The 12,768-nt window shown below is 60.7% G+C and carries 8 protein-coding genes and 1 pseudogene; 5 read left to right on the top strand and 4 right to left on the bottom strand.

Annotated features, from left to right (window positions below):
• Entirely contained in the window at window positions 1–1,821 is a 1,821-nt protein-coding gene (locus tag ACRQ1B_RS26220; RefSeq protein ID WP_432297070.1) for an alpha/beta hydrolase family protein, read from the bottom strand.
• Window positions 1,822–2,109: 288 nt separating this feature from the next.
• Here ACRQ1B_RS26220 and ACRQ1B_RS26225 point away from each other — a divergent pair, with 288 nt between their 5' ends.
• Both ACRQ1B_RS26225 and ACRQ1B_RS26230 read left to right on the top strand, forming a co-directional pair.
• Window positions 2,110–4,776, top strand: coding sequence for an aminotransferase class III-fold pyridoxal phosphate-dependent enzyme (locus ACRQ1B_RS26225; protein WP_432297071.1), 2,667 nt, complete (start codon window positions 2,110–2,112; stop codon window positions 4,774–4,776).
• A 384-nt stretch (window positions 4,777–5,160) separates the two neighbouring features.
• Window positions 5,161–5,358, top strand: coding sequence for a hypothetical protein (locus tag ACRQ1B_RS26230; RefSeq protein ID WP_432297072.1), 198 nt, complete (start codon window positions 5,161–5,163; stop codon window positions 5,356–5,358).
• 117 nt (window positions 5,359–5,475) lie between these two features.
• Here ACRQ1B_RS26230 and ACRQ1B_RS26235 read toward each other — a convergent pair whose 3' ends face one another.
• A complete protein-coding gene (locus tag ACRQ1B_RS26235; protein WP_112729962.1) occupies window positions 5,476–5,712 on the bottom strand; it encodes an Lrp/AsnC ligand binding domain-containing protein in 237 nt (78 codons plus the stop codon).
• A gap of 210 nt (window positions 5,713–5,922) precedes the next feature.
• On the opposite strand from ACRQ1B_RS26235, the gene ACRQ1B_RS26240 reads away from it, so the two are divergent.
• The 3 genes and pseudogenes from ACRQ1B_RS26240 (at window position 5,923) to ACRQ1B_RS26250 (ending at window position 9,866) form a co-directional block, all read left to right on the top strand.
• Complete coding sequence (locus tag ACRQ1B_RS26240) at window positions 5,923–7,206, top strand: NAD(P)/FAD-dependent oxidoreductase (protein WP_432297073.1); 1,284 nt, start codon at window positions 5,923–5,925, stop codon at window positions 7,204–7,206.
• Window positions 7,207–7,315: 109 nt separating this feature from the next.
• Window positions 7,316–8,857 carry an L-piperidine-6-carboxylate dehydrogenase gene (gene amaB, locus ACRQ1B_RS26245; protein WP_432297074.1) on the top strand — a complete coding sequence of 514 codons (1,542 nt, stop codon included), beginning with the start codon at window positions 7,316–7,318 and terminating at the stop codon, window positions 8,855–8,857.
• Window positions 8,858–8,862: 5 nt separating this feature from the next.
• A pseudogene (locus tag ACRQ1B_RS26250) lies at window positions 8,863–9,866 on the top strand (P1 family peptidase).
• A 101-nt stretch (window positions 9,867–9,967) separates the two neighbouring features.
• On the opposite strand, the gene ACRQ1B_RS26255 reads toward ACRQ1B_RS26250, so the two are convergent.
• Together ACRQ1B_RS26255 and ACRQ1B_RS26260 are read right to left on the bottom strand one after the other, a co-directional pair.
• Window positions 9,968–11,197: an HWE histidine kinase domain-containing protein gene (locus ACRQ1B_RS26255; RefSeq protein ID WP_432297075.1), complete on the bottom strand. Its 1,230-nt coding sequence runs from the start codon at window positions 11,195–11,197 to the stop codon at window positions 9,968–9,970.
• Window positions 11,198–11,373: 176 nt separating this feature from the next.
• On the bottom strand, window positions 11,374–12,744 hold the full coding sequence (locus ACRQ1B_RS26260; protein WP_432297076.1) for an APC family permease: 1,371 nt from the start codon (window positions 12,742–12,744) through the stop codon (window positions 11,374–11,376).
• Window positions 12,745–12,768 lie beyond the last annotated feature (24 nt).

Below are 12,768 nucleotides of genomic sequence, written 5' to 3' on the forward strand. Positions count from 1 at the left end.
TCAGGAATGTCCCAGTTTATCCGATCGCTCGACGGCCGTTGCACGCTCATTGGCCTGCTGCGCCGGGCCGAGCTGCAGGGCCATGTGGCGAACCGCAGACAGGTAGGTTTCACGCGCGTAGGGCGGTGTGAGATTGTGGTCGGCGGCGGGGATCATCGTCACCGAGACATTGTCGAAACCGGCGAGACGACCACCGCCCTGGCCGAAATAATAATCGAACTCTTCAAGCCCGTAATCGTTTTCGCTGTAGAGCAGCGCCACCGGCGTGTTTTCCGCATGCAGATGGCGAAACAGCGCCTGTACGGAGCGACCGTGCGGCAGCCAGAAACGCACGGCGCCGAGCGCGCGATTGCGGATGCGCGCCCACAGGCTTTTGCCGATATGGGAAAGCGCGCTGGCGACATTGACGTCGCCGCGCAGCAGACGTTTCACGGTTTCGAGCCGCAACGCGCGGGCGCCATATTCTCCCAGGCTGCGGCCGGCATTGCTGACGGCTTCTTCGACCGAGAGCCCGGCTTTCCAGCGGAAGGTGGCGATATTGACGGCGACGACGCCGGTTATGCGGCTGTCCAGTTCGGCGCATTGCATGGCAAGATAGGCGCCGCTGCAGCGACCGGCGGCGATAACCGGTCCATCATCGCGGGATGTCAGAAAATTGACGGCTTCCTGCAGGTCGAGATTCTGGCCGGGGCCATACAGAACCTGTTCCGGTTCGCCCGGCCGTGGCGGGCTGTCGCCGGCATTGGCGATATCGAAACGCAGGGAGGCGATACCGGAACGGGCCAGATCGCGGGCGAGAAGAAGCGTGCTGCGACCCCAGCCGCAATGACGGTCATAGGCGGAACTGACAAACACGACCGTCGCCCCCCGCCGCTCACCCTGCGGTTCACACAGGACGCCGGACAGGCGCTGATACTGGCCAAAGCGCACGGGCGTTTCGCAAAAACCGTCACCAGCGAGCGGTGAGACCGAAGCCGGCAGCGCAAGGCCGCCGGAGCGCGGGTTTTGCGCAGCAGGCAGAGCGGTGATCCAGCCGAGGATATTATCGACGACGGACGGCGCCAGTCGCGCCGCCAGCGGATTGGATACGAGCCGGTCATAGCCTTGAAAGGGGTGACGCGTCACATCCGCACCACATGTTTTCAGGTGCCCGGCAAAGGCTGCATCCGCAGGGCGGTCCGGTCGCTCCACAACGAGGCAATGACGGGCCGGCACACCTTTCAGGCCGAGAAGATCGACCTTGCGGACATCTTCGGCAACGGCAGGCGGCAAGACGAGGGAGGCAATCGACACGCCCTGGCTGGACCGCTGTTGCTGGTCGAGGCCGAGATTTTCATCCACGACCCTCGACCACAACGCCAGTTCGCGCAGATACAGGCGGCCGGAGGTGACGGGGGCGAGGAAGGCCATCGCTTCGGCATCGTTGAGAAACGGTGCTGCTTCGGCTGCGACGACGGCGCCAAGACCCTGCGAGATGACGGCGATGCGCCGACAGCCGGATATCCGGCGAAGTTCGGCGGCCGCCTGAACGAGGTTCTGGGTCCAAGCGGATAGGCCCTGCAGATCGCAGGCACCATCCAGCGCATCACCCGTATCCGGATAATCGAAACGCAGGCTGGCTATGCCAAGATCGGAAAGCTTCTCCGACAGCAGACGCCAGAATTTTCGCGTGCACATTTCCTCAAGCCCCCAGGGACTTGCGAACAGCACGGCGAGATCAACCGGATCTGCGCCTATGGCAGCTGGGGTGAAAAGACCGACCGTGCCGGAAAAGGTGAGCGGCATGGCGGCGGAGCGCGGAAAGACGAGAGGAAGTGCCATCAAAATTCAATCCGCCTGCCGGCCGGTTTCGGCGCAGTTTCGGTATCGTCAGCCCTTTTTGCCGCGCGCCGAAACACGCATGACCGTGCTCTCATATCGGCTCGAATTCTATCGCCCTTACATGCATAAATGCTTAAGCTTTATCCGACAGCTTTAGGTTTTGCGATTTGCCAACCATCGGCCCGGCCTTGCGTGTGAAAGCGCTGCAGCAACAAGGATGAATTGCAGCCTATGGACGTATGAAACGACTGCGCTAATTCCGTTACAGAGTACCCTTCGGAGAGTTGAATGTCCGACCCGTTTGCCGAGACGATTTCCCCACCTCAGCGCCCGGACGAAACCACGCCCTTAGCGGCGATCGAACAGATTCTTCGCGACCATTACGGCCTTACAGGCCATGCCGAGGCGATCGATGATCATCGACATGCCTATGTGATCGACAATGGCCATATGCGCTACCGGCTGGATATCGAAAACGGCGATGGGGCAGCAGATCTGGCATTGGAAGCCAAGATCCTTCGACACCTCGCGCGAAAGGCTGATGCACCGGATGCACCGGAACCGGTTTCGACGTCGGACGGTCTCGATGTCGTGACGCTGCCGGAGGATGGCGGCACCATTCGTCTCACCACCGTCCAGGGCGGGATCATTTTGCCGACGACGAATCGGCTGAGTGTGCAGGACATCGGTGGCATCGGCCGGCTGGCCGGAGAGATGGCGAAAAGTCTTGCCGATTTCGACGAACCGGGACTGGAACGCTCAGTCGATTCCGACCTGCGCCATGCCGGCCCGGTTGTTTTGCGGCTTTTAAGCGGCGTCAGTGACCATGCGGTGCGCGATCCGATTGCCAAAGTGTTGGTGACAGCGCTTCGGCAAGTGCAGCCCTTGGGTCCCATGCTGCGTATTCAACCTGTGCATCACGATCTGACGCTGGCCGCCATGACCGGACGGCGGGCGGAAGATGGCGGCTGGAGAGCGGAGGGCATTACCGATGTCGGCGGCGTTGTGCGCGGCTGGCTGGTGGCAAGCCTTGCCGTGACCTGCGCTGATCTGATTGCCCACGGAGGTGACGATCCCTTCGATATTCTGCCAGCGGTGCGCGCCTTCAACGACACATACCCGCTGACGGAACCGGAATTGCGGGCGCTGTGGCCACTGATCGTCGCACGCGCCAGCGTTCTGGCCGCACAGGCCGAACATGATGCGATTGCCGAGGCGGCACCGGACATTGGCGAAGGTGACGAGGGGGAGGATGCCGCCGCCCTTTCTACACCGGTACCTGCGCCTGCCGACCATATCGGCCGAAAGGTTTTTGCAGTCGCCACCGGTGTCCACCCGGCGCTGATGGAAGCCGCTATTCTGGATGCGACCGATTTCGATACCGACCAATCGTCAGTGCTGCCGGACGACATCTGCCGTTTGCTGCCGGAAATCGATGTCGACCAGATTCGACTCGTTGATCTGGGCATCGACAGCCCGTTGCTGGTCGACGGCAACTGGACCGACCCGGAAATCGACTGGCGCCTTCTGGCACGGATTTCATGGGAAACGCATATGGGCGCGACCCGTTATGGCGAATTCCGGTTCTCCCGCAGCATCGGCAGCAATGGCGGCGAAGCGGACAATCATGCTTTGCACGTGGATATCTGCGTGCCGGCCGGCAGTGTGGTGGTGGCGCCGTTCGGCGGCATGTTGAAGGAAGTCGGGCAACAGCTGGTTCTGGTCGGGCGCGATGCCACGCTTTATCTCGAAGGCCTGGTCTGCCCGCTTACCGAAGGCATGGCGCTGTTTGCCGAAGATGCGATCGGCTCCGTGGCCGGTACGGAAGGATCGGTCGGCGGGTTGCGCATCCGGTTATGCCGCAATGCCGAGATCGTACCGCCGCTGTTTACCACCCCTTCCCGCGCCGGTGCCTGGCGCAGGCTCTGCCCGTCGCCTTCCCAGATGTTGGGAATCGACATTGACGCCCCGGCACCAAAACGCGGTGAGCCGGTGCGTGGCTGGCGTGCGCATGTTTATGACGGCATCGGCCATGCCCTTGCGGATTTTTCCGGCGCGGCGGGCATTGTCGGGCACGGGCATCCGGCGCTGGCCGAGGCTGCCTACCGCCAATGGTCACTTCTGGCCGGTTCGGCGGTTTCGTCAGCCTCCGAACAACGGTTTCGCGAGCAACTGCTGAAGACCCTGCCGCAAGGGCTGGATGGAATTGCCGCAATCGGGACTGAGCAGGACATGATGGAACTGGCGCAAAACCTTTTGCGCAACGACGACCGGCAGCCCGGCTTTTTCGATCTCGAGGACGGCGTCACGGAAACGCAGACCCCGGCCTTGCGGATTGCCGATGAAAGACAGACGGGCTTTGGTCGCAACGGGCTTCATTTCTGGCAGTTCGAAGATGACGGCATATTGCCCGATATCATCGTGACCGGCAGCATTCTGCCCGGCAAGCCGCTGGCGGCCCTGGTAACACGAAGCGAGCTGGCTGCATCATTGGGCGACCGATCTGCCACGGAGATCGATAAGGTCGATTATGCCGTGGCATCGGCTGCACTCCTTGCTCTGCGCGAAGACAACCTGCAAGACAATGCCCGCCTTGTCGGCGATCAACTGCGGGCGGCACTGGAACCGGTCGCATTCAATCATTCCGTTGAAATTGGCGGGAAAGGCCTGGCAATCGACCTGATCTTTTCCGGGCAGCATGCCGAATCGGTGGCCAAGGCGCTGCTGGATCGTGGATTTGTGACACCCGCGGTTGACGATCCGCGACAGTTGAGACTGCGACCACCGCTTTGCCTCGACGCCGTGACGGCCGAAAAATTTGTGCAGGCGCTATCCGCCATTCTGGCCGAACAGAAATCACGGGAAGAAAAACCGAACGAAAACATCAGCGTGAGCGATCGTGATGAGAATGACAAGGCTGATCCCTTGTCCGACGAGATGATGCTTACTATTTGAATCAAAGTGCCAGACACGGCAATTTTGCGAATGAGATTTCACAAACTTGCCGTGATCCTGTCATCATAAAGAAAAATATTCTAGATAAATTGATTTTCGTTGATCGAAGATGAGTTTCGTCGTAGAGAAGATTCGATACTGGAATTTTTGATTCCAGTTTAATCCTAACGCAACGCCAGAAGGGAGAGTGACATGCCGATTACCGCCTGCATTACCGCCACTCTTAAACCGGGCGTGCGTCGACTTAAACGCGTGGAGTGCATCTCCTCTCCGCGCTGTCGAATGTGACGATCACCGTCTACGGTCCTTACGTAACCTCGGTTTTCTGAATTTAAGTCATTTCGCAGTGCCGCCTTATGGCGCGGTATCTGCTGGAGTCTACCCATGCGAAAGCAAGTTATTGAATATGGCGGCGAGCCCGTCGGTATCGTGGTGCCGGATGACAACCGGCTGAAGTTCATCGCCGTGAAGTTTCACGTCATTGATCTGGACGAGCAGCGTTTTGGTTCTGCCGACGAAGTGAAGCTTGCCATTCACGACCATCTGGCGCGTTCGCGCGCTGCCAATCCGGCGCATGCATGATTGGAGAAGCCGCAATTTTGACGAGCGTGACGGATCAATATTGTCGAAAACGCCGGATAGCCGGCATGAAACCATAAAAGCCGCTCCATGTTGGGCGGCTTTTTTGTTGGGCGCGTTTCAGAACGCGGTGAACGTCATCGTCGTCAGCGATCGTTCGATGCCCGCAATGCAGGCGATCTTCTCATTGACGAAACGGCCGATTTCCTCGCCTTCGGGCAGATAGACCTTGGCCAGCAGATCCCAGTCGCCGCTGGTGGAATAAAGTTCCGAGACCAGTTCGGTCTTGTAGATGGCATCGGCGACCTCGTAGGTCTTGCCGGGGGTGCAGCGCAATTGCACGAAAATCGGTTTCATCAAAATCTTCCCGTCAGTGAGGCCGCGCGCGAGCGGTCCAGGATTGGCTGACCGACTATTGGCCGATCAGGCGCCCGATCGCAAGCATGGCCTGTCCTCATGCGATCAGGCAAGGCATTCCCGGAACGAATGACCCATTGAGAACATGTGCATGGCCATGGCGAAAAACGCGCGGTAGGATTTCTCCAGTCGCCATCCGGATATCGCATCATGCTCGACAATCCACGTTCGCACGGCCTTTGGGAAAAGACGGCTCCGGCCGCACCGGTGACAACGCCTCTCGAGGGCGCGCAGGCAGCGGATGTGGTGATTGTCGGCGGCGGTTATACCGGCCTTTCGGCGGCGCTGCATCTGGCCGAGGCCGGCACCAGTGTGTGTCTTCTGGAAGCGGCTGAAATCGGTTTTGGCGGGGCGGGACGCAATGTCGGGCTGATCAATGCCGGCATGTGGGTGATGCCGGAGGATTTCACCAAAGAGCTCGGCCCGGGTTATGGCGAACGCGCGCTGACCCTTCTCGGCAATGGCCCGGCGCTGGTGCGCGAGACGATCAGGAAACATGACATTGATTGCGAGCTGGTCGAAAACGGCACGCTGCATCTGGCCGTCGGCACCGAAGGTCAAAAGGAGTTGGAGGAGCGCGCGCGCCAGTGGCAGAGCCGCGGTGCGCCGGTCTCCATACTTGATGCCGCCGAAACCGAACGGCGGGTGGGAAGCCAGGCCTATTCCGGTGCTCTGCTCGACATGCGCGCCGGCACGCTGCAGCCGCTCGCCTATGCCAGAGGGTTGGCACATGCGGCGGTGAAGGCAGGCGCAAGACTGTTTACCGGCAGCGCCGTGATTGCGGCAGAGAAGAACGGCAGCCGGCATGTGGTGCAGACGGCCCGCGGCGAAATTTCGGCTGAGTGGGTGATCGTCGCCACCGATGCCTACAGCACCGGGCCGTGGAGTATCATTCGTGAGGAGCAGGTTCACCTGCCCTATTTCAATCTCGCGACAAAGCCGCTTTCCGACAATCTTCTGCGCTCCATTCTGGCTGGGCGCGAAGGCTGCTGGGATACGAAGGACGTGCTGTCTTCCTTCCGCATGGATCGCGGCGGGCGGTTGGTGTTCGGCAGCGTCGGCGCATTGCGGGGTACGGGGATCGGCATCCACAAAAGCTGGGCGAAACGATCGCTGGCGCGGCTGTTTCCACAGCTCGGCGAGATCGAATTCGAAGCGGAATGGTACGGCCAGATCGGCATGACCCACAACGCGCTGCCGCGCCTGCACAGGTTCGACCGCAACGTCATCGGCTTCTGCGGTTACAACGGCCGCGGCATCGCGCCAGGCACGACATTCGGCAAGGTGCTGGCCGAGCATATTCTCGGCCACCTGCCTGAACAAGATTTGCCGCTGCCGGTCAGCGATCCCAGACAACCCTCGCTGCGGGGGCTGAAGGAAGCCTATTACGAAGCGGGCGCGCAGATTGCCCATTTTGCCGGCGAACGGTTCTGACCAGACAACAAATATCCGTCATCGCGATTGCCTCGGCCGTCGCCACTTGTACATTGCAGCCAATCACGACGCTCTCGGGGAGAGCGCATTCGAAAAACCGGAGACCGACATGACCCTTGCCACACTCGACCTCGCAGCCGACGTGGACCGCATTCTTGCCGATCTCGGCGTGGCGACCTCACGCTACAAGGGCGGTACGCTGACGGTTCGTTCCCCTGTCACCGGCAAGGAGATCGGCAGCCTGCCGGAACATTCGGCCACGGACGCCAAGGCCGCGATCGAAAAGGCGCAAAATGCATTTTTGAGCTGGCGCAAGGTGCCTGGCCCCAAGCGCGGCGAATTGATCCGCCTTCTCGGCGAGGAACTGCGGAGCGCAAAAGATGCACTCGGCGAACTCGTATCGATCGAAGTCGGCAAGGTGACGTCGGAAGGTCTCGGCGAAGTGCAGGAGATGATCGACATCTGCGATTTCGCCGTCGGCCTGTCGCGTCAGCTTTATGGCCTCACCATCGCCACCGAACGCGCCGACCACCGCATGATGGAAACCTGGCATCCGCTCGGCGTCGTCGGCATCATCTCGGCCTTCAACTTTCCGGTCGCGGTCTGGTCGTGGAATTCGGCGCTGGCGCTGGTCTGCGGCAATTCCACCGTCTGGAAGCCATCCGAAAAGACGCCGCTGACCGCGCTTGCCACCCAGGCGATCTTCGAAAAGGCCGTCAAACGTTACCGCGATGCGGGCTACGAGGCGCCGGAAAACCTTTCGACCCTTCTGATCGGCGGCCGCGACATCGGCGAAGTGCTCGTCGACAACGAAAACGTGCCGCTGGTTTCCGCCACCGGCTCCACCGCCATGGGCCGCATCGTCGGCCCGCGCGTGGCGCAGCGGTTTGGCCGCTCGATTCTCGAACTCGGCGGCAACAATGCCGCGATCGTGACGCCCACCGCCGATCTGGACCTCACCCTGCGCGGCGTCGCCTTTTCCGCCATGGGCACGGCCGGACAGCGCTGCACGACGCTGCGTCGGCTGTTCGTCCATGACAGCGTTTACGACCAGCTGGTGCCGCGCCTGATCAAGGCCTACCAGTCGGTCACGATCGGTAGCCCGCTGACATCCGGCAATCTCGTCGGCCCGCTGATCGACAAAGCCGCTTTTGACAAGATGCAGGCAGCACTGGAGGCAGCACGCGCGGCAGGCGGCAAGGTGTCCGGCGGCGAACGGGTTCTTTCCGACGATGCAACTGACGCCTATTACGCACGCCCGGCCATCGTGGAAATGCCGGGCCAGACAGGCCCGGTGAAGGACGAAACCTTTGCGCCGATTCTCTACGTGATCCGCTATTCCGATTTCGATCAGGCCATTGCCCTGCATAACGACGTGCCGCAGGGACTGTCGTCCTCCATCTTCACCAACGACATGCGCGAGGCCGAAAGCTTTGTTTCTTCCCAGGGCTCGGATTGCGGCATCGCCAATGTCAATATCGGCCCTTCGGGCGCTGAGATCGGTGGCGCATTCGGCGGCGAAAAGGAAACCGGCGGCGGCCGCGAATCGGGTTCGGATGCCTGGCGCGCCTATATGCGCCGTGCCACCAACACGCTGAACTATGGCCGCACCCTGCCACTGGCGCAGGGCGTGAAATTCGACATCGACTGATGCCGATGATTGCCGACACGCCGCTGAAAAACCTGCTGACCGATATCGCGGGCGTGGCCGTCGGCCATGCCACCGATCTCCTGCTCGGTTCCGGTGTGACGGCAGTCGTTTTCGACAAGCCGGTGATCGCCTCCGGCAGCGTGCTGGGCGGCGCACCGGGCGGACGTGACACCGCCCTTCTCGACCCGTCCATGACGGTCGAGACGGTGGATGCCTTTGTGCTTTCCGGTGGCTCGGCATTTGGGCTGGATGCGGCTGGCGGCGTGCAGGCGGGTCTTCGCGAAATCGGCCGGGGATTGAGCGTCGGCACGACAAAAGTGCCGATCGTACCGCAGGCGATCCTGATGGATCTGCTGAATGGCGGGGACAAGGACTGGGTCGGCATTCCCCCTATCGCGACATGGGCTATGCTGCTTTCGAAGCCGCCAAAACAGGGGATTTTGCGCTCGGCACGGTGGGTGCGGGAACGGGTGCGACGACCGCCACCTTGAAGGGTGGTATCGGTTCAGCCAGCGCCAGAACAAAAGCCGGGCACAGAGTGGCGGCACTGGTGGCCGCCAATGCACTGGGATCGGCAACGATCGGCGACGGCCCGCATTTCTGGGCGGCTCCCTTCGAACAGCATAACGAGTTTGGCGGACTGGGCATGCCGGCGGCATGTGATGCCAACATGCGCCTCAAGGGCGTGAGCGTGACGGCAACGACAATCGGTGTCGTTGTGACCGATGCAGTGCTGACCAAGGCGCAGGCGCATCGGCTTTCGATTCTCGCCCATGATGGACTGGCACGCGCGGTGCTGCCGGCCCACCTGCCCTTTGACGGCGACACGATGTTTGCCGCTGCGACTGGCTCAAAACCGGTGGAGGGCATGGCGGAGCTGATGGAGATTTTTCATCTGGCAACGATGGTGACGGCACGGGCGATTGCTCGTGGTGTATACGAAGCGACGGCTCTGCCGGTGCAAGGATCGCAAGCAGCATGGCGGGACCTGGTCGGGCAGGATCGATGAATTCCAGCACACACAGATGCCTGCATCATGCTTGATTTGGCGTGTTAACACGGTCCCAATGCGCCGCGTGCAGCAAAGAAAATGCCGTCAGTATGCTGCAATCAATGGGAGCCCTGAAGCTCTTCGACCAGGGCGCTGATTTCGCACATCAAGCCGGTGCTGTTATAGGCAAGCACCACCCCGCCGGACCCACCCAGGCCAGCACTGATCAATTTCGAGCCAAACCCCTTGCGGTCGGGCGGAACCACCGCCGGCCCCCGGGTTTCCCGCCAGGTCATGCGCAGGGTCTGGCCAAGACCGCTGCCTTCGACGCGCCAGCTGAGATCAACGCTGCCGCCACCGACCGACAAGGAGCCGTGTTTCAGCGCGTTGGTGGTCAATTCGTGAAGCAGCAGCGCAACATTCAACGCGGCTTTCGAGCCGATCTCGACGTCTGGCCCCTCAAGGCGGATACGACCTGCAACACCCGCCCCATTGACAGCAGTGGTCGCGACATCACCAAGAAGGGCGGCTTTCCAGCTGGATTGCAACAGAATGTCGTGCGCGGAGCTGAGCGCCATCAGCCGCTGCTGCAAGGTTTGCACACGTGCCTGATCGTTGGAGCCCTTCAGCGTATGCGAAGTGATGGCCGTGACCATTGCGAACAGGTTTTTGACACGATGCCCGAGTTCCGCAGTCAGGAGCTGCTGAACCTCCTGCGTTTCGCGCAGAGCCGCTACGCTTGCTTCCAATGCTTTTTCGCGTTCCCGCAATGCCTCTTCGGCAATGGTACGCTCCAAAAGATCGGCCGCCTGCCGCGCCAGAATATCCAGCAGGCGAAGGTCGCGCTCGGATGGCTGGTGTGGCTTGGCCCAGTGCGTCGAAATCATGCCCAGAAGAGTGCCGTCGCGGGCAAGAAGCGGCGTGGTTTGCGCCGAGCGGATGCCTGCATTTCGAAATGCCGCCAGATCGGCAGTGCCCGCAATGTCTTCCCAGCTTTCGAAATCCGGTATGACGGCACGTTGTCCGGACTTCAGTGCCTGAGTGCAGCTGCTCAAAGCTTTCGGGGTTACCCATTGCCAGACGGCTTTGTCCTCGGCGGTCAGCCCGCGTGACACAAGCAGATGAAGACCACTTGCCGAACCGTCTTCCGATTTGCGCAGCAGCTGCATGGTACCGAATTGCGATTGGGTGATCGAGATCGCCGCATCGACAATCTTGCCGTAAAGCGCCTGACGATCCTGTTCTCCAATCAGATCGACACTGATTGTATGCAGCAACTCAATGTCCGACATTTCGCTCGGCGAACCGCTGGCCTGATTATCCGTGGTGACGATGCGAAGGTTGACCATTGAAAACCCATGGAGAGACGGTTGAACCGCAGTCGATCATAACCGAAATCGAGATGATGGACAGCGGCTTATAACGTTCTCGCCAGAACTTGGTTCCGGCGCGCAAGCGTCGAGATCCGTGAAAACGTCGGAACGGCAGGCGGCTCATCCCATCGGCGCTGAGCCGCGTCGCTTACTCAGGCTGTCTGGGCCTGCGACTTCATGAACCGTACGGTGGCAAACCACAGGACGACACCGATGGCGAGCAGGATGGCGGCAATGGTGTATTGTACCGGTTCGCGACCGGTCCACGGGCCGACGAGAAACAGGCAGCTTGCCGCGCCGATAACTGGCAGGAAGGTCGGTGTGCGAAAATGCTTGTGGCCGACCTTATCTTTGCGCAGCACGAGGACCGCGACGTTTACAAGGGCGAAGACCCCGAGCAGCAAGAGCGCAGTGGTGCCGCCAAGTTCCTTCACACCGCCGGCAAAAACGATCAGGCCAATGGCAAGCACAGTGGTGAAAAAGATCGCGATATAGGGCGTGCGGCGCGCCTTGTGGACCTTACCGAGTGCAGCCGGCAGCACGCCTTCACGGCTCATGCCATAGATCAGGCGGCTCGCCATCATCATGTTGATCAGCGCCGAATTGGCGACAGCGAACATGGTGATGACACCAAAAATGCTGATCGGAAAATTCGGCGCCCCGGCCTGAACAACCTTCAGGAGCGGCGTTTCACCTTCGCCGAGATCGGCAGCGGAGACGAGCGTGATGGCCGAGATGGCGACCAGAATATAGATGACGCCGGTGATGACGAGACCACCGAGAAGGACTTTAGGAAAGATGCGGCTGGGCTGCTTGCATTCTTCGGCCATGTTGACCGAATCCTCGAAGCCGACCATGGCGAAAAAGGCCAGTGTCGTGGCGGCCACGACAGACCAGATGACGCCATGATCACCCGCAGGTTCAAACGTCCAGACGCGAGAAACATCGCCCTGGCCATTGCCGATGGCCCAGAAACCAATGCCGATGATGATGAACAGGCCGGTGAGTTCGACCACGGTCAAAAGCACGTTCATCTTCACACTTTCACCAACACCACGGAAATTGATGAGAGCCACGGCGGCGATGAAGAACAGCGCCACGCCGGTGACGCCGTAGGTGCCGAAATCAAAGCCGGTGGCGGCCGTGAAATTGGAGGCGAAGGCGCGGGATGCCGTCGAGGCTGATGTGATGCCGGAGGACATGACCGCGAAGGCAACAATGAAGGTCAGGAAATGCACCCCGAAAGCCTTGTGGGTGTAGAGCGCTGCGCCAGCCGCCTTCGGATATTTTGTGACGAGTTCGAGATAACTGCAGGCGGTGACCATTGCGACCGCAAAGGCAACGAGGAAAGGCAACCAGACAACGCCTCCGACTTCGGCCGCAACCTGACCGGTGAGTGCGTAGATACCGGTGCCAAGAATATCGCCGACGATGAAGAGAAGCAGAAGACCGGGGCCGATCATGCGATTGAGTTCGGTTTTCGGCTCGGCCGAATCATCCGGCTTGGTTACGGGCGTGGTCATCGGGCGTCCTCCTCCAGCGTCAAG

Origin of the sequence: Endobacterium panacihumi, assembly GCF_050847465.1 — a bacterium.
GTDB lineage: Bacteria > Pseudomonadota > Alphaproteobacteria > Rhizobiales > Rhizobiaceae > Neorhizobium > Neorhizobium panacihumi.